This window comes from Actinoallomurus liliacearum, assembly GCF_039542035.1.
Taxonomy (GTDB): domain Bacteria; phylum Actinomycetota; class Actinomycetes; order Streptosporangiales; family Streptosporangiaceae; genus Actinoallomurus; species Actinoallomurus liliacearum.
On the sequence record NZ_BAABHJ010000002.1, the window covers coordinates 498115 to 522622 of the forward strand.

20 protein-coding genes are annotated in these 24508 nt (G+C 72.2%); 5 read left to right on the forward strand and 15 right to left on the reverse strand.

Translation table 11 applies throughout. The features are described 5' to 3' along the window. Position 1 precedes the first annotated feature (1 nt). Entirely contained in the window at positions 2 to 2623 is a 2622-nt protein-coding gene (locus ABD978_RS04935; protein ID WP_345348966.1) for a lysylphosphatidylglycerol synthase transmembrane domain-containing protein, read from the forward strand. Positions 2624 to 2644: 21 nt separating this feature from the next. Here the strand turns inward: ABD978_RS04935 and ABD978_RS04940 are convergent, their stop codons facing one another. The 8 genes from ABD978_RS04940 to ABD978_RS04975 form a co-directional block, all read right to left on the reverse strand. Beyond that, positions 2645 to 3646, reverse strand: coding sequence for a glutathione S-transferase family protein (locus ABD978_RS04940; RefSeq protein ID WP_345348969.1), 1002 nt, complete (start codon positions 3644 to 3646; stop codon positions 2645 to 2647). A gap of 46 nt (positions 3647 to 3692) precedes the next feature. Beyond that, positions 3693 to 4286, reverse strand: coding sequence for a MerR family transcriptional regulator (locus ABD978_RS04945; protein WP_364441874.1), 594 nt, complete (start codon positions 4284 to 4286; stop codon positions 3693 to 3695). A 422-nt stretch (positions 4287 to 4708) separates the two neighbouring features. Then, positions 4709 to 5179 (reverse strand): bifunctional nuclease family protein, encoded by a 471-nt coding sequence (locus ABD978_RS04950; protein ID WP_345348972.1) that lies wholly within the window; start codon positions 5177 to 5179, stop codon positions 4709 to 4711. A 100-nt stretch (positions 5180 to 5279) separates the two neighbouring features. Then, complete coding sequence (gene ftsR / locus ABD978_RS04955) at positions 5280 to 5990, reverse strand: transcriptional regulator FtsR (RefSeq protein ID WP_345348976.1); 711 nt, start codon at positions 5988 to 5990, stop codon at positions 5280 to 5282. Positions 5991 to 6136: 146 nt separating this feature from the next. Beyond that, positions 6137 to 6694 carry an FHA domain-containing protein gene (locus ABD978_RS04960; protein WP_345348979.1) on the reverse strand — a complete coding sequence of 186 codons (558 nt, stop codon included), beginning with the start codon at positions 6692 to 6694 and terminating at the stop codon, positions 6137 to 6139. Positions 6695 to 7004: 310 nt separating this feature from the next. After that, positions 7005 to 7730 (reverse strand): DUF881 domain-containing protein, encoded by a 726-nt coding sequence (locus tag ABD978_RS04965; RefSeq protein WP_345348982.1) that lies wholly within the window; start codon positions 7728 to 7730, stop codon positions 7005 to 7007. Positions 7731 to 7747: 17 nt separating this feature from the next. Beyond that, positions 7748 to 8080, reverse strand: a complete 333-nt coding sequence (locus tag ABD978_RS04970) for a small basic family protein (RefSeq protein WP_345348985.1) — start codon at positions 8078 to 8080, stop codon at positions 7748 to 7750. After that, positions 8077 to 8919 (reverse strand): DUF881 domain-containing protein, encoded by an 843-nt coding sequence (locus ABD978_RS04975; RefSeq protein WP_345348988.1) that lies wholly within the window; start codon positions 8917 to 8919, stop codon positions 8077 to 8079. Before ABD978_RS04975 ends, ABD978_RS04970 begins: the two co-directional genes overlap by 4 nt. A 153-nt stretch (positions 8920 to 9072) precedes the next feature. Between ABD978_RS04975 and ABD978_RS04980 the strand changes: the two genes are divergently transcribed. Next, complete coding sequence (locus ABD978_RS04980) at positions 9073 to 9486, forward strand: hypothetical protein (RefSeq protein WP_345348991.1); 414 nt, start codon at positions 9073 to 9075, stop codon at positions 9484 to 9486. 6 nt (positions 9487 to 9492) lie between these two features. On the opposite strand, the gene ABD978_RS04985 is transcribed toward ABD978_RS04980, so the two are convergent. The 6 genes from ABD978_RS04985 to ABD978_RS05005 form a co-directional block, all read right to left on the reverse strand. Beyond that, complete coding sequence (locus tag ABD978_RS04985) at positions 9493 to 10728, reverse strand: alpha/beta fold hydrolase (RefSeq protein WP_345348993.1); 1236 nt, start codon at positions 10726 to 10728, stop codon at positions 9493 to 9495. Then, the gene (locus ABD978_RS04990; RefSeq protein ID WP_345348996.1) at positions 10725 to 13223 is read right to left on the reverse strand and encodes a sugar phosphate nucleotidyltransferase; all 2499 of its coding nucleotides are present in this window, start codon (positions 13221 to 13223) and stop codon (positions 10725 to 10727) included. The genes ABD978_RS04985 and ABD978_RS04990 overlap by 4 nt, the downstream gene beginning before the upstream one ends. A 28-nt stretch (positions 13224 to 13251) precedes the next feature. Continuing rightward, positions 13252 to 13845: a cardiolipin synthase ClsA gene (clsA, locus tag ABD978_RS04995; protein ID WP_345348999.1), complete on the reverse strand. Its 594-nt coding sequence runs from the start codon at positions 13843 to 13845 to the stop codon at positions 13252 to 13254. Between the two features lie 381 nt (positions 13846 to 14226). Then, positions 14227 to 14511, reverse strand: a complete 285-nt coding sequence (locus ABD978_RS43765) for a DUF397 domain-containing protein (protein ID WP_425550670.1) — start codon at positions 14509 to 14511, stop codon at positions 14227 to 14229. Between the two features lie 100 nt (positions 14512 to 14611). Continuing rightward, entirely contained in the window at positions 14612 to 15589 is a 978-nt protein-coding gene (locus ABD978_RS05000) for an aldo/keto reductase (RefSeq protein ID WP_345349002.1), read from the reverse strand. Positions 15590 to 16024: 435 nt separating this feature from the next. Further along, positions 16025 to 16912, reverse strand: coding sequence for an aminoglycoside phosphotransferase family protein (locus ABD978_RS05005; RefSeq protein WP_345349005.1), 888 nt, complete (start codon positions 16910 to 16912; stop codon positions 16025 to 16027). A gap of 136 nt (positions 16913 to 17048) precedes the next feature. On the opposite strand from ABD978_RS05005, the gene ABD978_RS05010 reads away from it, so the two are divergent. The 3 genes from ABD978_RS05010 (at position 17049) to ABD978_RS05020 (ending at position 21982) form a co-directional block, all read left to right on the forward strand. Then, a complete protein-coding gene (locus ABD978_RS05010; protein ID WP_345349008.1) occupies positions 17049 to 19709 on the forward strand; it encodes a methyltransferase domain-containing protein in 2661 nt (886 codons plus the stop codon). Next, entirely contained in the window at positions 19709 to 21307 is a 1599-nt protein-coding gene (locus ABD978_RS05015) for a glycosyltransferase family 39 protein (RefSeq protein ID WP_345349011.1), read from the forward strand. Before ABD978_RS05010 ends, ABD978_RS05015 begins: the two co-directional genes overlap by 1 nt. A gap of 132 nt (positions 21308 to 21439) precedes the next feature. Beyond that, positions 21440 to 21982 carry a dihydrofolate reductase family protein gene (locus ABD978_RS05020; protein WP_345349014.1) on the forward strand — a complete coding sequence of 181 codons (543 nt, stop codon included), beginning with the start codon at positions 21440 to 21442 and terminating at the stop codon, positions 21980 to 21982. Positions 21983 to 22123: 141 nt separating this feature from the next. On the opposite strand, the gene ABD978_RS05025 is transcribed toward ABD978_RS05020, so the two are convergent. After that, on the reverse strand, positions 22124 to 24460 hold the full coding sequence (locus ABD978_RS05025) for an ATP-binding protein (RefSeq protein WP_345349017.1): 2337 nt from the start codon (positions 24458 to 24460) through the stop codon (positions 22124 to 22126). Positions 24461 to 24508 lie beyond the last annotated feature (48 nt).

The window sequence follows — 24508 nt, forward strand, 5'->3', positions numbered from 1 at the left end:
CGTGTCCGTGAACGAATCCCCCGGTCCCGACCGCATGGTCCCCGGCAAGTCGCCCCCGTCCGCCGATAACGGCCTCGTGGACGCGGCGGCCCGGGCCGGCGAAGACGTCCAGGGCGCCCGACCGGCCGCCGAGGACCCGGTCGCCGAGGCTCCGGCAGCGCAGGTTCCGGCTGCCGAGGGCCCGATCGCCGAGACCCCGGCAGCCCAGCCTCCGGCCGCCGAGGCTCCCGGAGCGGAGGCTCCGGCCGCCGAGGTTCCGGTCGCCGAGCCGTCGCTGCCGCGGCGGATCCGGCGTCCGTCCGACGCCATCCGCTTCCTGCTGACGGTGGGCATGATCGGGCTCATCCTGGTGCTGGCCCACATCGCGCGGCACACGACCAGCGGGCTGGCCTCCGACATCGCCAACGGCACCGAGCGGGCACCGCACCTGCTCCTCACCCTCGCCAACCTGGCCTCCGGCATCGGTGTCCTGGCCGTCCCGGTCGCCTTCGGCGTCGCCCGCGTCATCGGCCGGGACGGGCTGCGGGTGGTGATCGGCGTCGTCGCCGCGGTGGCCGCGCTGTTCGTCTCCCTCAGCCTGGACTCGTGGATGACGGCGGCGGGCATGCGCGACCTCGCCTGGTACCTGACGTGGAAGCGGCACGGCGGGTGGTTCCCCGGACCGGCCCACATCGACATCACGCCTGTCATCGCCTACGTCACCGCGGTCGGCCTGGGCGGCCGGACCCGATGGCAGCTCGTGACCTGGAGCGTGATCGGCCTGGACGCGGTCGCGTCGCTGACCACCGGCGCGATCACCCCGCTCGCGGTGCTGACGACGTACCTCATCGGCCGCGCCGTCGGCTACGGCACCCTGTACGCGGTCGGCTCGCCGAGCATCCGCCCGCCCGGTGACGCCGTGGTGGCCGCGCTCCGGCGCGTCGGGCTGGTGCCGGTCCGCGCCGCGCGCGTGGGCGCCGGCCCCGAGGACACCCGCCGCTACACGGCGACGCTCACCGACGGCCGGTCCGTCGACGTCACGGTGCTCGACCGCGACCAGCAGACGGCCGGGCTGCTGTACCGCCTGTGGCGGCGGGCGCGGCTGCGCGGTGAGATGCCGCGCCGTACGATCCGGTCGCTGCGCCGCTCGCTGGAGCAGGAGTCGCTGATGTCCTACGCCACGACGGCGGCGGGCGCGTCGACGCCCCTGCTGCTGGTGACCTCGGAGGTGGGCAGCGAGGCCGCCCTGCTCGCCTACGAGCACGTCCCGGGCCGGCTCCTCGCCGACCTGCCCGACGAGGAGCTGACCGACGAACTGCTCACCGGGATCTGGACCCAGCTGAAGCTGCTGCAGGACCGGCGCCTCGCGCACCGCCGGCTGGTCAGCGAGAGCATCCTCGTCGACGAGGCCGGCCGGCCGTACCTGGTCGACCTGCGTGGCGGCGAGACGGCCGCCGGCGACCTCGTCCTGCGCGTCGACCTGGCGCAGTTGCTGACCGAACTGGCGCTGCGCGTCGGCGCCGAGCGGGCCGTGCGCACGGCCTCCGGGGTGCTCGGCGTGGAGACCCTCGGCGCGGCCGTGCCCCTGCTGCAGAAGGTCGTGCTCGCCCAGTCGACGAGGAACGCGCTGCGCAGGGACAAGAAGCTGCTGAGCCGGATCCGGGAGCAGATCCGCGTGCTGCGGCCGGAGCTCGTGACGGCGGCCCAGCCGCTGCGGCTCGACCGGTTCCGGCCGCGCACCCTGCTGAGCGTGATCGCCGGGACCGTCGGCGCGTACCTCCTGTTGTCCCAGCTCGGCAACGTGAATCTGCCTCACCTCGTGGCCCACGCGGACCTGCGGTGGTTCGCGGTCGGCGCGCTGGCCTCGGCCGTCAGCTACCTGGCCGCGGCCCTGATGCTGATGGGGTTCGTGCCGGAACGGCTCTCGCTGGGCCGGACCATCCTGGTGCAGCTCGTCTCGTCCTTCGTCAAGCTGGTCGCGCCCGCGGCGGTCGGCGGCATCGCCGTGAACACGCGCTACCTCCAGCGGGCGGGCGTGCCGGCCGGCCAGGCGGCCGCGAGCGTCGGCGCCTCGCAGCTGACGGGCATGGGCTCGCACATCCTGATGCTGGCGCTGTTCGGCTACATCACCGGCAGCAACTACGGTCCGTCACTGCCGCCGTCGCGGATCATCATCATCTCGCTGCTCGCGGCGGCCGTGCTGGCGATCATCGTGCTGTCGGTCGGGCCGCTGCGGCGGCTCGTCGCCGCGCGGATGCGCTCGATGTTCTCCGGGGTGCTCCCCCGCCTGCTGGACGTGCTCCAGTCGCCGAAGAAGCTCGCCACGGGCCTGGGCGGCACGATCCTGCTCACGGTCGCGTTCGTCGCCTGCCTGGACGCGTCGATCCGGGCGTTCGGCGGCTCGCTGAGCCTGACGACCGTCGCGGTGGTGTTCCTCACCGGCAACGCGCTCGGCTCGGCCGCGCCCACCCCCGGCGGGCTCGGCGCCGTGGAGGGCGCGCTGTCGCTGGGGTTGACGCTCGCCGGGCTGCCGGCCGGAACGGCGACCTCGGCGGTGCTGCTGTTCCGGCTGCACACGTTCTGGCTGCCCGTGCTGCCCGGCTGGGCGTCGCTGTCCTACCTGCAGCGCAAAGACGCGCTCTGACCGTCATCCGGTCATCGGCCGTCAGCCCAGATCGGGCACGCGCTCGGCGGCGGGAACGGGACCGGGCGGGGTGCCGTCGCCGAAGGGCCGGCCGCCCAGCTCCTCGCGGCCGTGCGGCGTCAGCCAGCCGCGCGGGTCGGGGCCGACCGCGACGATCCGCGCCGGGTTGATCTCGTGATGCACGTAGTAGTAGTGCCGCTTGATGTGGTCGAAGTCCACCGTGTCGCCGAAGCCCGGCGTCTGGAAGAGGTCACGGGCGTACGCCCACAGCACCGGCAGCTCGGTGAGTTTGCGGCGGTTGCACTTGAAGTGGCCGTGGTAGACGGCGTCGAACCGGACCAGGGTGACGAACAGCCGGATGTCGGCCTCGGTGATCGTGTCGCCGACGAGGTAGCGGCGGTCCTCGAGGCGCTCGGACAGCGCGTCGAGCCGCTCGAACAGCCGGTGGACGTGGCCCTCGTACGCCTCCTGGTCCCGGGAGAAGCCGGCCATGTAGACGCCGTTGTTGACGTCGCGGAAGACCTCGGCGTTGACGGCGTCGATCTCGTCCCGCAGCCGCTCGGGGTACAGGTCCGGCGCGCCGGGCCGGTGGTGGGCGGTCCACTCGGTGGACAGGTCCAGCGTGATCCGCTGGTAGTCGTTGGTGACGAGCCGCCCGCTGGGCACGTCGACGATCGCCGGGACGCTCACGCCGCCGTCGTAGTCCGGCTCGGCCTTGGCGTACGCCTCGGACAGGAAGCGGATGCCGAGGACCGGGTCACGGTCGTCGGCGTCGAGTGTGAACCGCCAGCTGCGCTCGTCCTGGATCGGGTCGACGACCCCGACGGAGATCGCGTCCTCCAGCCCCAGGAGCCGCCGGACGATCAACGCGCGGCCGGCCCAGGGGCAGGCGCGGCTGACCACCAGGCGGTACCGGCCCGCCTCGACCGGCCACGGCGAGGAGCCGTCGGCGGTGATGCGGTCGGCGAAGTGGCTCGGCGACCGGGTGAACTCCTTGTCGTCCTGCTGCTGGGTGAGGCTCAAGGCGCTCGCTCTCGGTGAGATCGGGGGAACAAACGGATCCATGGGGTCAGCCGGTCTTGCGCACCCGCCGGCGCCGGGCCAGCTCGTCGTGCGGGCTGTCGCCGCCCGCGTGCGCGCGTTCGGCCGGCATCTCCGCGAGGCTGCCCTCGACCTCCTGCCATACCCGTCCCAGCGCGATCCCGAACACCCCCTGCCCGCCCTGCACCAGATCGACGACCTCGTCGGGGGACGTGCACTCGTAGACGCTCACGCCGTCGCTCATCAAGGTGATGTGCGCAAGATCGTGCACCCCGCGGTCCCGCAGGTGCTCGACCGCGGTGCGTATCTGCTGCAGGGAGACCCCGGTGTCCAGCAGCCGCTTCACGACCTTCAGCACCAGGATGTCGCGGAAGCTGTACAGGCGCTGGGACCCCGAGCCATGGGCGGAGCGCACGCTGGGCACGACCAGCTCCGTGCGCGCCCAGTAGTCGAGCTGGCGGTAGCTGATGCCCGCCGCGGCGCATGCCGTTGGGCCGCGAAACCCGACGTCGTCGGGCAGGGGCGACACGCTCCCGCCGAACAGGAGACCTTGCTCCCCGGCGCGTTGAGACGCATCGTGCCTTTCGCGGGCCGCCTTGCCCTCGCCGCTGCTTGCCGCCACGCGGACCTCCGGCTCTATCATCCCGCAGCGATCCACCAAGGGGGTTTGACGGAATTACGCCGCAGGTGTTCAAGCAGCACGGTAGGTCGCGGCCCCTGCAGGGTCAACGTTCGCGGTCGGCGCGTCGCAGCCAACACAAACCGCTACGACGCCGCCTAAACCCCATATTCGGCGCTATCGACGGCACCTACCCACGTAGTGACGCTCTTCGCGGCACAAAGGTTACCGCGAAGCGGTACGGAACTTTTCCCCCGGGATTACGATCCTGCTACCGAGAGGAGTCGTCCGGGCGGCCTCCCGTGCCGGAAGAAGAGCACCACTCGGACACAGAGGGCGATCATCGATATCGCCGCCCGGACACGAGCGCTCGGGCAGACGGAGACGCCTCGCGAAGAGACGGCTCAGGTGAGAAGAGGCGCCGCTCAGGTGGCGCGGCCGAAGTCCTCGGGCGAGATCGTGTCCAGGAACTCCCTGAACTTCTCGACCTCGTCCTCCTGCTCGTCGGGGATCGCCACGCCCGCCTCGTCGAGCACGTCCTCGCTGGCGAAGATCGACGCACCGGTGCGCAGGGCGAGGGCGATGGAGTCCGAAGGACGGGCGCTCACCTCGGCGCCGTTGGAGAAGACCAGATCGGCGAAGAAGATGCCCTCCCGCAGGGCCGTGATGTTCACCGTCCGCAACTGGATGTCGAACGCCTCCAGCACGTCGCGGAACAGGTCGTGCGTGAGCGGGCGGGCCGGCAGCACACCCTGCTGGGCGAAGGCGATCGCGGTGGCCTCGACCGCGCCGATCCAGATCGGCAGGTAACGGTCGCCGTCCGTCTCCTTCAGCAGCACGATGGGCTGGTTGGAGGGCATCTCGACCCGTACGCCGACGACCTCCATCTGCTTCACAGCGGCTCCCTGCTGAGACGGCTACCCGAAACCCTTGTAGCCAACGTACACCCGAGGCGCGTCAAGCCGGGGAGGGGAGACGGAGTCAGGATCATGATCCCTAGGGGTCGAGCCCTTCCCGCAACCCGGTCGAGACCAGGGCGGCGTGCAGCTTCAGCGACAAGGCCGCGATCTCCCGCGCGGTCTCGGCCGCGCGGTCCCGCGCGCCCGGGCTGCGCTGCCGCATGGCCGGCGCCACCGCCGCCTCGATCAGGCCGACCTCCCGGTCCGCGGCGGCCTTGACCGCGCGCAGGTGACGGGCCTCGAACCCGAAGGACCGCAGCGCCGCCGCCGCGCGGGCGATGGCGAGCGCGTCCTGGTCGTAGTGGCCGCCGTTCCGGCGGACGAGGCCGAACTCCTCCAGGTCGGTCAGCGCGTCCGGATCGATGCCGGCCGCGTCGACGAGCTGCCGGCGGGTCAGCCGTACCTCGGCGTTCTCGTCGGCCGTGCTGTCGGTCGCGACGAGGCCACGGGGTGCCCGCCGGCGTCCGGCCAGCGGAGGCGGCTCCAGCCCGCGGTCGGCGGCGTCCAGGTGCTCCTTGATGACCCGCAGCGGCAGGTAATGGTCCCGCTGGGCGGCCAGGATGAACCTGAGCCGCTCCGCGTCCGCGGGGGCGAACTTCCGGTACCCGGACGGGGTACGCTCCGGCTCGATCAGGCCCTCCGCCTCCAGGAATCGGATCTTCGAGACCGTGATGTCCGGGAACTCGGCGGACAGGAGGCCGATGACCTCGCCGATCGTCATGTACGCACGGGCGGCGGACTGGCTCATCGACACCCCCGGCCCGACGGCACACGGACCCGCGCGCCGTCACCCCGCGCTCGCGCGCCCGCGCGGCGCCCGTCGCTCACGGCGTCCACGAGCGCGCGGTCGCCACGCGCCCTCTCAGCCTCTGCCACACCGTGCCTCCGGCTTCCTCACGGCCCTCCCGCCGGCCGGCCGTCGCCCCTTCCTTCGGCGGCGTACTGCGGGTTGGTGAGGAACACCAGTCGGAACTTGCCGATCTGGACCTCGTCGCCGCCGGACAACCCGGCCTCGTCGATCCGTTCCCGGTTGACGTAGGTGCCGTTCAGGCTCCCGACATCGCGCACGGAGAACTGCGCGCCCCTGCGGTAGAACTCGGCATGGCGGCGGGACACGGTGACATCGTCGAGGAAGATGTCGCTCTCGGGGTGGCGACCCGCCGTGGTCCGGTCACTGTCGAGCAGGAACCTGCTTCCGGCGTTCGGCCCCCGCTTCACCACCAGCAGCGCGGTGTCCGGCGGCAGCGCCTCGACCGCCATCTGGTCCGGGGACAGCTCCTCGCCCGGCTCCACGTCGGGGATCGCGCCGAGGGAGATCGTCGACGTCGAGTCGCCCGGCTCGCCCGGCACCGGGGGCACCGCACTACGCGAGAGCGGGGTTCCGCACTGCGAGCAGAAGTTGGCGTTCTCCGGATTGGCGTGACCACACTGCGTGCAGTAGACGCTCGGCATATATCGGCTCGGCCTCCTACCTATGGCCTCGGGTGTGCCTCTGGCACCGTACGGCACGGAGGTCGAGCACCGACGACCCCGGCACCGTACCTCCGGTCGGCCTCAGCACACGATCCCCCCTTCGAGCGCCGTCGGCGATGGCGCTTTCAGTCCCTCGTCCGCCATGACGACGGTTGCCGCAACTTACGCGGCAATGACCGAGGGGTCAACCACGACAAGAGTCCTGTCTCATCAAGCTACCTTCGACAGTGATCGTCGGTCCACGCCGCCGCGCGGTGAACGCGCGGCCGGCGCCGGGCGCCGCCATGGTCTACGGCGACCGTACCGCACGGATCACGATCCTCTGCTCCTGGGCCACGGCGCCCCGCGCGCCGAGGTTGCGCAACGTCTGCAGGACCCCGCCCGGGATACCGAGCGCCGTCGCGAGCGTGTGCGGATCGCCGATCACGAGGAAGACGTAGGGCCGGGTCAGGAGCCGCCCGTCGGCGACGACTCCCCCGGACGCCGCGTCGGCGAAGTAGGTGCTGACCCCGACCCGCACGTCGTCGGCCTGGATCACCTCGGCTCCGGCGTCGCGCAGCTCCTCCAGCGTGTCGAGGAGGTCCTCCGCCCGCAGCCGGCCGCGCGGGTCGTCGATCGTCAGCCGGATGCCGGGACCGGCGGCGGGAAGGGTGCCGGCGAGCATCCCGTACGTCGCGGCGCGCCGCCGGGCGTCCTCGACCGCCGTCTGGCCCTGGGTGTCGCGTTCGAGGCCGGCCTTGGTGTTCTCCAGGTCCCGGATGTCGCCGCGCAGCCGCTCCGAACGCTGCGACAGGTCGCCCAGGATGCCCACCAGCTCGTCCTGCCGGGCGGTCGCGAACTTCGTGCTCCGGTCGTTGGACCGCACCTCGGCCGTCGCGGCGAACCCCAGCACCGCGCAGAGCACCCCGATGACGAGCCGCCCGGCCAGACGACGCCCGCGCGGCGTCACCGGTGCCCGCTCGCCGGGCTCCCTCGCCGCGGCGGTCTCGCGCTCGTCCGGCTCCGCCTCGCTCATGCGCCCTCTCCCCTCACTCAAGCCTGGAAGAGCTTGCGGCGGATGGCGGCGACGTTCGAGAAGATCCGGATGCCGAGGACGACCACCACGCCCGTGGACAGCTGCGATCCCACGCCGAGCTGGTCGCCGAAGAAGACGATCAGGACGGCGATGATCGTGTTGCTGAGGAACGAGACGACGAACACCTTCTCGTCGAAGACGCCGTCGAGACGGGCGCGCAGGCCGCCGAACATGGCGTCCAGCGCCGCCACGATCGCGATGGGCAGGTACGGCTGCAGCCACAACGGCACGTCGGGATGGAAGAACAGGCCGAGGGCGACCCCCGCGACGAGACCGACCAGAGCGATCACTTCGCCGGCACCTCCCCCGCGTAGCGGAGAGTGGGGGCGGGTGCGGCGGGGAGTCGCACGCTGTCCTCCTGGCGGATGTCGAAACGGATGCCGAACGCGGCTTTGAGAGTACGGAATGATCGGGCGGCCACGGAACCGGAGAACGACCGCTCCAGGCCGCCCGGATCGCCAAGAGCGGTGACGGTGTAGGGCCGGGACAGCGGCCGGTAGTCGACGAGGATGGCGTCGCCGGCGAAACGGATCGCGGTCGTGGCGGCCATCCGCTGCCCGTTCACGGCGACGGCGGTCGCGCCGGCCGCCCACAGCGCGTTGACGAGCCGCTGCATGTCCTGGTCGGAGACGCGGCCGTCCTGCGGGTCCCCCCGGGTGTGCGAGTCGTCCAGCACCACGGTCAGCCCGGCGCCGTGGACGGGACCGACCGCGGCCGCCGCGGCCAGCCCGTCCATCTCCTGGCGCGCGGTCCGGCCGGCGTCGCTGCGGGCCAGGCCGGCCCGGCGCAGTCCGTCGGTCTGACGGCGGAGCCGGTCGGCCTGCCGCTGCAGGCCGTCGTCCTCCGCCGTCCGCTGCCTGATCTGGCCGAGGAGTGCCCTGCGCTGGCGCTGCGCGACCGGCTCGCCGCGGCGTACCTGGACGACCGCGACCGCTCCGAGCAGGCCGATGATGAGGGTGCCGGCGAGCAGGCGCGCCCACCGTCCGGCCCGGCCGCGCCGCACGCCGGTCGCGGCCCGCCGGGCGGCGGCCGCCTCGTAGCCGGGATCGAGGTCCTTGCCGGCCAGCAGATCGGCGAGCAGCGACATCGAGGCGTCGGGCCGGTTCCAGCGCGCTCCCCGTTCACTCATCCGGACATTCTCCCAACAGCGCGGCCCCGGCCGGACCACGGCATCACCCCTGATCGGCGGCATTTCACAGCGAACTCTTAGGAAACGTGCACAGCCTTCGCAGAAACGGACGATGAACTGGTCCCCATGCGCAGCAGGGCAAATGGGGGAACGATGGGGGAACAGGCGGGCGCGATCCCGCTCATGCGGCTGCCGATCAGCGGCTGGTCGGTGCGGATCGGCCGGGCCGCCGCCGATCGCGCCGCTCTCGAGGTGTACGAGGGACTGCGGCTCGCGGACGTCTGCGTGGCGACCCCGGTGTCGGTGTCGCTGCTGCGCGGCGCGTGGCGCAACCCGCGCGGGGGCGCCGGGTGGGCGCTGGCCTGGGGCCAGTTGCCCACGGGCGTGTCGGCGGTCACCGCGGAGTTCACCGGCGGGGGCCGTACCCCGGTCATCAGCCGCGTCCCCGCGGTGGTCATCGAGCGGACGTACTGGGTGGCCGAGGTCGCCGGGGACTTCGCCGGGGTGACCGTGCACGCCGGGCCGGCGCTGGTGTCCGGCAGGCTCCGGCGCTCGCGCGGCCGCTGACGGGCGCTATGGCGTACGGCGGGCGGCGAGGTCCTCGACGGCACGCGCGACCTGCGACGACGCGGAGATCAGCGTGAGGTGCCGGGCCCCGGGGATCAGGGTCGGGTCGGGAGCGCCGATCCGGCGGGCCGTCTGCGCCGCGGAGTCCTTGGCGAACACGTGGTCCTCCGCGCCGTACACCACCGACTTGGGCATCCCGGTCGAGCGGAGCCGCGTCAGCCTGTCCGGGGGCAGGCCGGGTACGCCGTACCGCAGCATCCCCCAGATCCCGGACTCCGCGCCGGCGACCTGGAACGGCCTGCGCCATTCCTCCACCCCCGCCGCGTCCAGCCGGGGACACCCCGGGCCGCACTGCGCGGAGTAGATCGTGCGGATGACCCAGTCGGAGCGGACGACGAGACGCAGGATCGTGGTCCGGTACGGCGAGATGACCAGGTGCCGGAAGGCGGGCGGCGGCCCGGCCCCGGTGCTGAGGGCGTCGCCGTCGAGGAACATCAGGCCGCCGACGCGATCCGGGGAGCGCAGCGCCGCGTCCGCGATCGCCGCCGCGCCCGAGGAGTGCCCGACCAGCACGGGCCGGCGCAGGCCGAGCGCGTCGAGGAAGGCGAGCAGCTGCCGCGTCTGGTGGTCCAGGTCGTACGGCGCGCGCCGCGAGGTGTACCCGGACCCGTTGAGGTCCAGCGCGTACACCCGGTGGTCGCGGGCGAGCAGCTCGGCGACCGGCTCCCAGGTGTCGGCCGACTCGGCCGCCCCGTGCACGAGGACGATCGGCGAGCCGCCGCTTCCCCACGCGCGGTAGCGGGTCAGCAGGTCACCGGTCCGTACGTAGGTCAGCCCGGCCGGTGGGCGGACGCGGCCGGCCGTGGCCGCGTTGTAGATGAAGGAGAAGAGGGTGGCGCAGACGGCCAGGACGAGCGCCGTCAGGCCCAGCCGCCGCGCCCATCGCCGCCACCACGGGCGCCGCGGCCGGTCCGCGGGGACGGGCCCGGCCGTTCCCGGCGGCACCGGCGGGACGCCGGGCCGATCCTGCTCGTCCGCTGCCGCCGGCCGCGCCGTCGCTTCGACCGTTCCCGCGGCCTTCGGCGAGGCACCGGTCCCGTCCCGCTCGTCCGCCCCCGCCGGCCGCGCCGCGCCGTCGGCCGGTTCCGGTTCGTCGGCGCGTACTCCGGCGGCGACGGCACCAGGGCCGTGGTCGTCCGGGCGCGGCCGGTCGGGGGCCGCGCCGTCCTCCTGGTCGATCATGAACCGGCGGCCTCCACGACGCCGGCCCACGTCTCCAGGAGCGCCTGAGCGGTGTCCCGGCCGGCGCCCTCGGCCCACAGGTGGGTGACCGCCTCGGCCGGGTCGGGCAGGACGAGCACCCAGCTCGCGTCGTCCTCGATGACGCGGACGCCGTCGGTCGTGTCGATCGGACGGTCGCCGGCCGCCTCGACGACGTGCCGCATGACGCTGCCCTTGGCCGCCCACGGGGTGGGCACCGACCGTTTCAGCAGGTGTGCCTCCGGGATCCGCTGGTCGATCTGGGAGAGCGTGAGGCGGGTGCGCGCGATCAGGCCGAGCAGCCGGAGGAACGCCGCCACCCCGTCGACCGTCGGGCTGAACTCGGGGATCACGAACCCGCCCCGGCCGTCTCCGGCGAAGATGATGTCGTCCGCCGTCGTCGCCTTGGTCAGCACGTCCTGGGAGGTGGAGGTCCACTCGACCTGCACCCCGTGGAAACGGCAGACCTGCTCGGCCACCCGCGTGGTCGTGACCGGCAGCGCGACCCGGCCGCCGCGCCGCTCGGCGGCGACGAGGTCGAGGACGACGAGCAGCCCGCGGTCGTCGCTGATCAGCTCGCCGTTCTCATTGACGAGGCTGATGCGCTCGGCGACGGTGTCGAAGCGCACTCCGAACGCGGCCCGCGACGAGGACACCAGGTCGCCCAGCCGCTGCAGGTCGCGCATGCGCTCGGCCAGCGTCTCGGTCGGCGACACCTCGTCGAGGCGGTTGTTCACCGTGAGCACCTCGACCCCGATGCGGCCGAGAAGCTGTGGGAGGACCAGCGAGCCGGTACCCCCGGCGCAGTCGATGACGATCTTGAGCTCGGCCTCGCGGACGCCGCGCAGGTCGATGCAGCGCTGCAGGTCGCGAGCGTAGCTCTCGAACACGCGGGCGGGGTAGGTCAGCTCCGCGATCTCGCCGGGGAACGCCCGGCGGTACTCCTGCCGGCTGAACACCCGCTCCAGCTTCCGCTGTGCCGTCTGGGAGAGATCCGCGCCGTTCTCGTCGAGGAAGAGGATGTCGACGCCCTGCGGGTCGCCCGGGGTCGTACGGATGACGATGCCGCCCGAGCAGTCCTCCCGCGCGGTCTCGTAGCGCGCGACCGGGACCGGGCAGGCCTCCAGGTCCTGGACGTTGATGGCGCTGGCGGTGAGCGCGCTCTGCACGGCGCGCTTGAGCGTACGGGCCGCCCGTGAGGCGTCGCGCGAGGCGGTGACGTTCGCGCCCTTCTTGAGCGTGGTGGCGTACGCGCTGGCCAGCCGCACCGCGAGCTCGGGGGTGATCTCGACGTTGACCAGCCCGGACACGCCGCGCGGCCCGAACAGCGTGCGCTGGCCGCGGGACTCCCAGATGACACTGGTGTTGACGACCGCCCCGGCCTCGATCGTCTTGAAGGGATAGACCTTGACCTCGCTGGAGATGTACGCCTCGGCCTCGATCACGCACTCGTCGCCGATGATCGCGCCCTCTTCGATGCGGGCGGCGGACATGATGTCGGTGTTCTTGCCCACGACGCAGCCGCGCAGGTTGGTCAGCGGGCCGACGAAGACGTTGTCGTGGACGATGGCACGGTGCAGGAACGCGCCCTCCTTGACGACGACGTTGCTGCCGAGCACGGTGAACTCCCGCAGCTCCGCGCCCGCCTCGACCTTGGCGTAGTCGCCGATGTAGAGCGGGCCCTTGAGGGTCGCCTCGGGGTCGACCTCGGCGCCCTCGCCGACCCAGACGCCCGGCGACATCTCGAAGCCGTCCAGCTCGGCCCGGATCTTGCCGGACAGCATGTCGGCCTGCGCCTTGAGGTAGCTCTCGTGGGTGCCGACGTCCTCCCAGTAGCCCTCGGCGACGTAGCCGTACAGCGGGGCGCCCTCGGCGAGCAGCTTGGGGAAGACGTCGCCGGACCAGTCGACGGACTCCCCCGCCGCGACGTGGTCGAGCACCTCCGGCTCCATCACGTAGATGCCGGTGTTGACGGTGTCGGAGAACACCTGGCCCCACGTGGGCTTCTCCAGGAACCGCTGGATGCGGCCGTCGTCGTCCACGATGATGATGCCGAACTCCAGGGGGTTCGGCACGCGCTTGAGGCCGATGGTGACGAGCGCGCCGTTCTCCCGGTGGAAGCGCACCATGTCGGTCAGGTCGATGTCGGTGAGCGCGTCACCGGAGATGACCAGGAAACGGTCGTCGCGCAGCGCGTCCTGGGCGTTCTTGACGCTGCCGGCGGTGCCCAGGGGCATCTCCTCGGTCGCGTAGCTCAGCGCCATGCCGATCTCTTCGCCGTCGCCGAAGTAGTTGCGGACCAGCGCGGCGAGGAACTGCACGGTGACGACCGTCTCGGTGAATCCGTGCCGCTTCAGCAGGCGCAGCACGTGCTCCATGATCGGTTTGTTGACCACCGGAAGAAGCGGCTTCGGCTGGTTGGCGGTCATCGGACGCAGACGGGTCCCTTCCCCGCCCGCCATCACCACGGCCTTCACTGGAGCCACTCCTTCGCGGGTACGCCGATCATGGTAGGGGTTCCGCTCCCTTCAGCTCGCCGGAGCCGCGGTCCGCGAGCACGAGCCGGCGGACCTGGACGGTGTAGAGGACGGCGGCCCACCAGTACAGACCGGTTCCCCAGATGGTGAACGCCCAGCCGATGACCTTCGCGACGGTCGCATAGGTTCCCGAATGCGCCCCCAGGAACAGCAGCGGGAAGGCATAGAGCAGGCAGAGCGTCGCCGTCTTGCCCACGAAGTGCACCGGCAGCGCGTCGTAGTCGTGCCGCCGGAGGACGGTGAGGGGCACGGCCATGTACACCTCACGGGCGACCAGGACCAGCGCCACCCACAGGGGGACGACGCCCCGGACGACCAGCCCGATCAGCGTCGCGAAGATGTACAGCCGGTCGGCCGCGGGGTCGAGGAGCGTGCCGAGCTCGCTGGTCTGGTCGAGCATCCGCGCCAGCTTGCCGTCGAGCCAGTCGGACAGTCCCGCGAAGACCAGGATGCCCAGTGCCCACCAGTCCTCCTTGATGAGGACCAACCACAGAAAGACGGGAACGCCGATCAGACGAGCAAAACTCAATACGTTCGGCCACGTCCATAGACGGTCGTTCAACGCCCACCTCCCGCTCCCCCACGCTGGTCATGACCTTACCTGTCGGTACCGCCGCACGCCGTGGTCGGGCCACGCACGCGGCGCGAAGCCGCCTCCGACGCGTCGCGCAGGCCGCGCACGTGATCGGCGGATTCACCGGCGAGCGGGCGCGACGCGGCCGGCCGACCTGCTCGTCCGGGTCCGGCCATCGCCCGGGCCAAGGCTGGCCCGGAGCCGGACGGCATGTTATTCCGGCCCCATGCCTCCGGTCGTACCCGTCCGCCGTACGTCAGGGACCCCACCACGGCTCCGGCACGAGCGCGTGGCGCCGGTGGTCAGGCCGGAGCGGGCGGACCGCCCGCGGGACCGTGGAGCTCCACGACAGGCGTGTGCCGCCGGTGGTCAGGCCCGGCCGGGCGTATCGCCCGCGGGGTGCTCCGGCTCGGGTGACCGCCCGCCCGCGACGGGCGCGGGCGGCGGCACCCGCGCGAGTTCCACGCAGCAGCCGCTGGGATTGCTGTACCGGCTCTTTCGCCAGTCCCGATCCGATGATGGGACGTCCGGGTCGGTGCGCCGCATGTGACCCCCTCCACGGCACCGCCCGCGCGGTCGGCCCTCGACGGGCCGCGGATCGACAGGGTGACCCGCGTCGGGGGCGCGGCCGGCGCCCGAATGTAGGCGAATCATATCTCGGCATGTGCATGATGCACATGCCGAGATCTGCGAGAGTCGCCGGGCGGAGCGTCCCCGGCTCACCGGTGGGGGCGCGTCTGCGGTCGGGCCCGGCTCACCAGCGGTGGTGCACCTGCGGGCGGATCCGGCGGTCGTAGAGATCGCGCACTGCGTCGAGCGTCGCCTCCGGCAGCGGGGACAGGCCGGCCGCGGCGGCGTTGGCGCGGACCTGGTCGGGGTTGCGCGCCCCCGGGATGACGGTGGTGACGCCGGGCTGCTGGATGATCCACCGGAGCGCCGTCTGCGCGGGGGTGGCCCCCGGTGCCGCCAGCGCCGTGAACTCCGCCGCCGCCTCCACCCCGGTGTCGTAGTCCACGCCCGAGAAGGTCTCGCCGACGTCGAACGCCGCTCCGTGCCGGTTGAACGTCCGGTGGTCCTCGGGGCCGAACTCCGTGTCGTGGCGGTAGCGGCCCGACAGCAGACCGGAGGCCAGCGGCACGCGGGCGATGATCCCCACGCCCGCCTCGGCGGCGGCCGGCAGCACCCGCTCCAGGGGCTTCTGCCGGAAGGCGTTCAGGATGATCTGGACGCTGGCGGTGCCCGGCCGGGCGATCGCGGTGAGCGCCTCGTCGCACGTCTCGACGCTGACGCCGTACGCGGCGATCCGACCCTCGTCGACGAGGGTGTCCAGGGCGTCGAACACCTTGTCGCTGGAGTAGACCGGCGTCGGCGGGCAGTGGAGCTGGACGAGGTCGAGGGTGTCGACCCCGAGGTTGGCGCGCGACCGGTCGGTCCAGGCGCGGAAGTTGTCCAGGGTGTACTCGGCGGGATCGAGCGGGGCCCGGCGCCCCATCTTCGTCGCGACGAAGAGGCCGGGGTGGTCGCGCAGGAAGCGGCCGATGATCTGCTCGCTCCGCCCGTCGCCGTAGACGTCGGCCGTGTCGAGGAACGTGACCCCGGACTCGACCGCCGCCTCGAGGACGGCGACGGCGTCCCGCTCCTCCACCTGCCCCCAGTCGGCCCCCAGCTGCCAGGTGCCGAGCCCGACGACCGACGCGCGCCGGCCGATCCTGTCGATGAGACGTTCCTCCATGACAGGTCATTATCCCGTCCGCCCTGTTCCAGGCCACGACCGGGTCCTTCACACCGGTGGGGCGCTGGACGCCGGTGTCTCGTCACCCGCGGCGCCCAGCGCCCTTATCACCGGCCCCGGATGCGCGAGAGGCCGGGCTGTGGAGAGGCTGGATCTACTGGGGCGGATCGACGGGCCTCTCCATCTCAGGTTCCGGGAACGGCGGGCTGGGCGGTGCGATTCATTTGGGAAGATCCACTAAGGATCGGCACACCCGCCTACTACCGGAACACTTCCACCGTAACTCCGCAGGTCAATACAGGGGAAGAAACGGCGGCTTCACAGAAAATGACAACGCGTGTCCGATTTCGGACGTGATCGCGCGCCGTGGGCGGACGACCGATTCCACGGTGTCGTCCGGCGCGGGGTGGATCAGGACCCCCGCGTCCGTCGGGGTCACACGCTCGCCAGGGCGATGGCCGTCCAGTGTTCGAACCGGGAGTACCCGTCGGCGGCGGCCTGGGTCTCCGGCACGGGCATGCCGAGGATCATGTCGGCGGCGTCCAGCAGGTCCCAGTAGGGGTGGTGGCCGTCCGGTCCGGCGATCCGCTGGTAGACCGCCAGGAACCGCTCGGCGACCTCGACGCCGTACTCGATGGCCAGGTGGATACGCATGCGGGCCAGGTCGACGCCGTACGGCCCCCCGCACCCGGCGGTCCAGTCGACGATGCCGGTCAGCCGGTCCCCGGACCACAGGATCTGCCCCGGATGGAAGTCGCGGTGGACGAACCCGGTCGACGTCTCCGGCGCGGAACCCGAGATCACCTCGAACACCCGCTGCCAGAGCTCGGGGCTGCCCGACCAGACGGGCGGGCGCCGCTCACCGTGGACCGCCGGGTCGTGGTACGGCGCGTACCTTCGCAGGTCCGCCTCCGGCGGCACCTCGTGGACCCGCGCGAGGGCCTGGGCGATCTCCGTCAGATAGGCGTCCATGTCCCAGGGCCGGACCGCGTGCCGGCCGGGCACCCGTGTCACGAGGAGCGCGGGAACGTCACAGAGCCGGCCGTACGGGTCGGCGGCGAGGAGACGCGGCGCCGGCACCTCGGTGTCGTCGAGGAGCTCCAGGACGGCCGCCTCGACGGCCGGGACGTACCAGGGATCGGTCCGCAGCCGCGCGGTGTCGTGGAACCGGCGGACCACCAGGCGGCGCACCGGATCGGTCCCGGCGTCGATCGCGTGCAGGGTCGTCGAGCCCGCCCCCATCGAGCGGATCGAGGTGATCCGGCCGCCCACGACGTCACGGACCCACCCCAGGACCGTCTCCGGCGGATGCGGAGATGCCATCTACCGGGTGGAGCCGATCTCAGCCACGGTGACCACCTTAATTCTCCGTCGATTACCCCGGCGTCGTCTGCACGACACCGTCCGTTCGCCGGGCGCGGCTAGCGTCTCTGCGCCACTCCCGACGACATGAGGCTCAATGGCTAATTCCGATCGCATCTCCGAGGTCTACAAAGGCGAGATCTGGGCCGAAAGCACGCAGCGGGTCGCACGTGATCGTATCCACTGGCTCGTCGGCCAAGCCACCGGAGACGTGCTCGACGTCGGGTGCTCGCAGGGCATCGCCTCGATCCTGTGCGCGCGGCGCGGGCTGACCGTGCTCGGTGTGGACATTCAGGCCGACCGTATCGAGTACGCGAAGAAGGAGCGCGACGCCGAGCCGGAGGACGTGCGCGCGCGCCTGGACTTCCGGCTCGCGGACGCGAGCGCCCTGGACCTGCCCGACGCCTCGTTCGACACCGTCATCATGGGCGAGATCGTCGAGCACATCCCGGACGCCTCCCCCTTCCTCAAGGAGGCCGCGCGGGTGCTGCGCCCGGACGGCGTGCTGGCGCTGACGACGCCGTTCGGCCTCAGCAAGCATCACGACCACTACGCCACCTTCTACGTGGACACCCTGGTCCGGATGCTCGCCCCGTACGTCTCGATCGAGAGTCTGGACATCGTCGACAGGTACCTGCGGGTCCGGGCCCACCCGGGGCCGATGGCCGACCCGGACCGGCTCATCCTCGACTCCCAGCCGATGATGGAGCGCGCGTTCATCGCGATCCAGGAGGCGATGCAGGACGAGAAGGAGCGGATGCGGCGCTACGACATCGCGATCGCCCGCTACGAGCAGGTCAACGCCCGGATGAAGAACCTCGAGGCGCGCCTGGCCCACCAGTCGTACCGCACCGATTACGTCACCTGGCAGCTCAAGTCCACCAAGAACCGCAAGTGGTGGCGGGTGGGCGAGGCGCTGTGGAGCGCCAAGCGGCCCACCGACGCGCTCAAGCTGCCCAAGAACCTGGCGAGCGCGCTGAAGACCCCGCCGCGCCTGACCGAGCCGAAGCCCGACACCACGACGGGCTCGCCGGACCAGACCGGGCACTACTCGGCGATCGCCATCCCGGAGGTCGTCGTCCCGGACGGCCCGGTGGCGCGCGACCTGAAGGTCGCGGTGATCCTCGACGTGTTCTCCGCGACCGCGTTCCGGTACGAGTGGCAGCAGATACGGTTCGGGCCGGACGACTGGCGCCAGGTCCTGGAGCGTGAGAAGCCCGCGCTGCTGTTCGTCGAGTCGGCCTGGCACGGCAACGACGGGCGCTGGGCGACGATGATGAGCGCCGCGGGCGCGCCGAAGCAGCCCGTGCGCGACCTCGTCGCCTGGTGCCGGGCCCAGGGCATCCCGACGGTCTTCTGGAACAAGGAGGACCCGCCGAACTTCGACCGGTTCATCGAGACGGCGAAGCTGTTCGACCGGGTCTTCACCGTGGACGCCGACTGTATCCCGCGCTACGTCGAGGCGCTGGGCCACGACCGGGTCGCGCTGCTGCCGTTCGGCGCGCAGCCGCGGATCCACAACCCGGTGGCCGTGCCGGGCGGGCGGAAGTACGAGGTGGCGTTCGCCGGGACGTACCACTCCAAGAAGTACCCCGAGCGCGCGGCGCAGATGGACACGATCCTCGCCCCGGCCCGCGAGTTCGACCTGCACATCTACAGCCGCATCTCCGACGACCCGGACTTCCAGTTCCCGCCGGAGTACGCCGACCACATCGTCGGCTCGCTGCCGTACGAGAAGATGCTCGCCGCGTACAAGGCGTACAAGATCTTCCTCAACGTCAACTCGGTGACGAAGTCGCCGACGATGTGCGCGCGGCGCGTGTTCGAGCTGTCGGCCTGCGGGACCCCGGTGGTGTCGGGGCACTCGCGCGCCCTGGAGGAGGTCTTCGGCGACCTCGTACGGCTCTCGACCACGCCGGAGCAGACCACCGAGGCGCTGGTCGAGCTGATGAAGAGCGCCGATCTACGGGACCGGATCGGCCACCTGGCCATGCGCGAGGTCTTCGCCGAGCACCTGTACGGGCACCGGGCCGACGCGATCCTGTCGGCGGCGGGCGTGTCCGCGCCCCGGCGGGAGCGCTCGATCTCGGTGGTCCTGCCGACGAACCGTCCGGAGCAGATCGACCACGCCATCGAACAGGTCGCCCGGCAGGTCCACCGGCCGCTGCAGCTCGTCCTGGTCACGCACGGCTTCTCCTCCGACCGGGCCGCGGCCAAGGCTCGCGCCGCCGGGCTGGAGAACGTCGTCGTGCGGTCCGCGGACGCGGGCCTGACGCTCGGCGCGGTGCTCAACCTCGGCATCGACGCGGCCGACGGCGCGTACCTCGCCAAGATGGACGACGACAACCTGTACGGGCCGCACTACCTGAGCGACCTCGCCTACGCCTTCGACCACACGACGGCCGGCCTGGTCGGGAAGGGCGCGCACTACTGCGAGATGCGCACGCACGGGGTGACCCTGCTGCGCTTCCCGCACCTGGAGCACACCGAGGCGGAGCTCATCCAGGGCGGCACGATCCTCGCCGACGGTGACGTCATGCGGCGGCTGCGGTTCTCCGACCTGCCTCGCGCCGTGGACAGCGACCTGCTGCGCCGGGCCCAGGCCGAGGGTGTCGGGATCTACTCCGCGGACCGGTTCAACTTCGTCTCCGTGCGCGGCGACCGCGAGGCCCACACGTGGAAGGTCAGCGACGAGGAGCTGATGCGGCACGGCCGGGTCGCGTTCCACGGGCCCGCCGAGGAGCACGTCGTCTTCTGATGCCGGCCACCGCCTCCGAGCCGGCCGTCGCGGCGGCGGCCCCGCGCCGCCGCCGCGACGCGCTGCCGCCGCCCGCCGAGATCCTGCCGCCCGCCGCGCTGCTGGCGGCGTACGCCGTGCTGCTGGTCCTCGACCTGTCGGTGCCGCAGCCGGTCGACCACAGCCGCTACATGGACGCCGCCCGGTCGTTCCCGTCCCGGCCGCCGAACCCGATCTTCGACCACCAGTACCTGCGGATCGGGCTGACCGCGCCGACCGCCCTGGTGATGAAGGTCTTCGGCTACTCCGAGGCGACCTACCACGCGTTCCCGATCGCGGCGGCGCTGCTGCTGTTCGGGTCGGTGTACGCGATCGGCCGCCTGCTGTTCGGCCGGCTCGTGGGCGCGGTGTCGGCGGTGGTCCTCGGCTGCGTCGGGATCGTCGTCGTCGCGGGCACCGAGCTGCTGCCGGACCTGCCCGCCACCGCCCTGTTCACCGCGGCCGTCGCCCTGGCCGTCGCGCTCCGCCGGGGGCTCCTCGGCCACCGGCGGGTCTGGCTCGTCGTGATCGGCGTGCTGCTCGGCTGGAGCTACCTGGTCCGCGAGTTCATCGTGTTCGTCTGGCCGCTGGTCCCCGTGCTGTTGTGGCGGCGGATCGGCCTCCGGGAGTCGTTGTGCCTGGTCACGCCGGTGGCGCTGACGGGCGTGGGCGAGACGGCGTTCAACGCGTGGCTGTACGGCGACCCGCTCGCCCGCCTGCACGCCGGATCGGGCCTGGGCGACCTGCCGTCCCGCCCGGAGGTCGCCAAGACCTTCCACGACCTGCCGTTGTGGGTGTACCTGTGGCGGCTGCCGCAGCAGCTCGCCACGCTCCCCGAGGGGCCGGGGCTGCTGCTCCTCCTCGCCCTGACCCTGGCCGCGGGCGCGGTCTGCGCCGTCCGCCTCGTCCGGGCGTGGCGCGGCGGCGCTCAGGCCGGTCCGGACACGCGGCGGGCCGGCGTGTTCGCGCTGTGGATCGCGCTGCTGTGGGTGCCGCTCACGCTCCTCGGCGGCGTGCTGAACCCGGCCCATCCCAAGTTGCGCCTGCAGCTCCTGCGCTACTGGTACCCGGTGTTCCCCGCCTTCGTGCTGGGCGGCGTCGCGGCACTGTGGCTGCTCGGTCGCGCCGTACGGCGGCCGGCGCGGGCGCGGGCGCTCGCCCCCGCGGTGGTGGTGTGCTCCGTCGCGCTCCTCACGACCGGGCTCGCCGTGCTCGGCCGTCCGGGCGCGCCCGGCTGGGCGGGCTCGCCGCGCGTGTCGTCGGACGCGCTGCCGGAGTTCCGGTCCTGGCTGGCCCGCTCCGGTGCCCGTACCGTCTGGGCGGACACGAAGCTTTACCGCGTCCTCCCGATCTACTTCGTGAGCCGCACCGGCCACCGGGTGTGGCGCGGCCACCTGCGGCCGTTGACGAACGCGACGGGACCGGCGGCGGGCGACTACGTCGTGTCCTACAGCGTCGGCAGCGACGCCTGCCCCCGCTGCGGCGACGCCGCGAAGGCCGCGCTGCCCGGCGTCCCGTCGACCTGGCGGCCCGTGCTCACCACCCGCGACCACCTGCTGCACGTGTGGCAGGTCGGCTGAGGCGGCCCGCCTGAGGCGACCGGCCGCGCACCTGGCCGGATGCGGTCAGTGCCGCCGGGCGCGATGAGTTCTCGTCCGCCGCGTGGTCCGCACAGAGGACCACACGCGCATCCACACGAGAGCAGGTAGGTCATGGCGAAGATGCTCTACTCGGTCAGCATGTCACTGGACGGCTTCATCGCCGGTCCGGGCGGGGACATGTCCTGGCTGACGCCGTACATCGGACCGAACCCGGTGGTGACGGACGTCATCGAACGGATCGGCGCCCTCCTGGTCGGGAAGCGCACCTTCGGCGGCGACGATCCGCACCGGGGAACGGAGAAGGAGGGCAAGCCGTTCGGCGGCGGCTGGGAGGGCCCGCAGTTCGTGCTCACCCACCACGCGCCGGCCGACCCCGTCCCCGGCGTCACCTTCGTCGACGATCTCCAGAAGGCGGTCGCGGCGGCCAAGGAGGCCGCCGGCGACAAGTACGTCAACATCCTCGGCGCCGAGGTCGCCCGGCAGTGCCTCACCGCCGGGCTGGTCGACGAGCTCCTGGTCTTCATCGCGCCGCTCCTGCTCGGCGACGGCGTCCGTCTCTTCGACCACGCCGGCGGCCACAAGGTCCGGCTCGAACGCCTGAGCCAGAGCGAGACGCCGCTCGCCACGAACCTCTGGTTCCGCGTCGTCCGGTAAGCCGTCCCCGGTCGTCCGGACCGCCGGCCGCGCGGTCTCCCGGCGAGCCGCGCACCCGGCCCGGCGAGACCGGGGATCGCCTCCCCGGTCTCGCCGGGGCGGACGGCTCGCTGAACGGCTCGCGCTCCGCCGGGCGCGGCGTCACGGCCTCCGGCGGTGGGCGGCCCAGACGGCGATCTGCGTACGCGAGGTGAAGCCGAGCTTGCTCAAGATCTTCTCGATGTGACTCTCGGCGGTGCGCTGCGCGATGAGCAGGTTCTCCGCGATCTCCTTGTTGGTCATGCCCCGGGCGACCATCTCGGCGACCTGACGCTCGCGCTTCGTCAACGCCTGGTCGGCCGCGGCCGACGGCGCGACGACGACCGCCGCCGGTTCCTCCGAGGGCTCCTCCTCGAGGGCGAAGCCGACCAGCTCAGACTGGGGCATGAGGGCTCCTCGCCGGCACGCGGCCGCGAAGCCGGCGTCACCGAGCGACTCACGGCACCGCGCGCGGTTCTGCCTGCGCCATCTCAGCAACGTGTCGAAGCCGAACAGTGGCCTGCCGATCAGGTCCCAGCCCGCGTCCGCGGCCCCGAACAGCACCGCGGCCCGGTCGGTCCGACCGGCCGAGATCGCCACCCACCCCAGCAGCTCGACGCAGAAGGGAATCCCGAGCCGGTCGACGAGGTCCTGCTTCGCCCGCAGGGACGATCGCAGGTGCGCCGCCGCCTTCCTCAGGGCACCGGTGGTCCAGTACGCGACGCCCAGGTTCCACTCGGACCAGGACCGCGTCCAGCGCTCGCCGAGGGAGTCGCAGATGGATAGGCACTCGGTGAGCAGGGCCACCGCGAGGTCGATGTCACCGGCCAGCACCGCCGGGCGGGCGCGCTGCCCGAAGATCAACAGTGCCGGCGCCGTCCACGCCCCCGACGCGCGATGCCCGGCCAGCGCCTGCTCCAGCATCGGCACCGCGACGTCCAGGTTCCCGACGAACATCTCCGCCTCGGCGTAGAACTGCAGCGCGTAGATCCGGTCGGCCTCGTCGTCCAGTTCACCGGCCAGCTCCCGGGCCTGCCGCAGCAGCACGAGGCTGGTGGCGTTCTCCCCACGGAGGAAGGCGATCCAGCCGTCGATCCACAGCGCGCGTACGCGCTCATGGCTCGGCTCGGGGTCCAGGGCCAGCGCGCGCCCCAGCCAGTGCGCGCCCTCGCGGACGAACCCGCAGCCGACCCAGTAGAACCACAGCGCGTCGGCCATCCGGAGCCCCGCGCGCGCCTGGGCGGGCTCGTCGAGGCAGAACTCCAGCGCCGCCCAGAGGTTGCCCCGCTCCGCCGTCAGCCGCCTGACCCACTCGCCCTGACGTGGCCCGCATGCGCACGCGTCGGCCCGTTCCGCCTCCCGCAGGAAGTAGTCGCGGTGTGTGCACCGCAGGCGCGGAGCCTCTCCGGCGTCGGCGAGGCGTTCGGCCCCGTACTGCCGGATGGTCTCCAGCATGCGGTACCACGCGCGCGGTCCCCCGCCGCAGCGCACGATGATCGACTTGTCCAGCAGCCCCGACATCGCGGTGAACACGTCCAGTCCGTCGCCCGCGCAGACCGCCTCGGCCGCGTCGAGGTCGAACTCTCCGGTGAAGACCGAAAGCCGCGACCAGAGGAGGCGTTCGGACGTGGAGCACAGGTCGAAGCTCCACTGCACCGCGGCGCGGAGCGTCCGGTGCCGTGCCGGCGTGCCCTGCTCGCCGGTCTTCAGCAGCCGGAACCGGTCCTCCAGCCGCGCCGACAACTGCTCGAGCGACAGGACGCGCAGCCAGGCGGCCGCCAGCTCGATCGCCAACGGCAGCCCGTCGAGTCGCCGGCACACCGAGGTCACGACGGACGCGTTCCCGGGATTCACCGAGAAGCCCGGCACGACCGCCGAGGCCCGGTCCTGGAACAGGCGCAACGCCGGATACTCGTCCATCGTGGCGTCCGAGACGACGACCTGCGCGCTCGGCACCGGCAGGGGCTCGACCTCCAGCACGCGCTCGCCGCTGATCATCATCGGCTCACGGCTGGTGGCCAGCACCCGCACCCCGGAGGCCGTCCTCAGCAGGTCCCCGACCAGGCCCGCACAGCACTGGAGCAGATGCTCACAGTTGTCGAGGACGATCAGCAGCTGTTTGTCCGCCAGGTAATCGACCAGCACGGCCGTGAGCTCGCGGACCGACGCCTCCGGCAGCCGCAGCTCCGCGGCGACCGCGGTGGGCACCAGCGACGGGTCGTCCACGTCCGCGAGCTCCACGAATCGGACGCCGTCCCGGAACGCGCGACATACCTGCCGCGCCACATGCACGGCCAGCCGGGTCTTGCCCACCCCGCCCACACCGGTCAGGGTGACCAGCCGGGAGTCCGCCAGGAACCGCCGGGCGGTGTCCGTCAGCCGACGGCGGCCCACGAAGCTGGTCAGATCCTCCGGCAGGCTCCCGGACCCCGCGCCTCGGGCTTCCGGCGTCGCGTTCATCGGGCCCCCTTCGTCAGCGTAACCGACCTGCCGGGGAGGCATACCTCC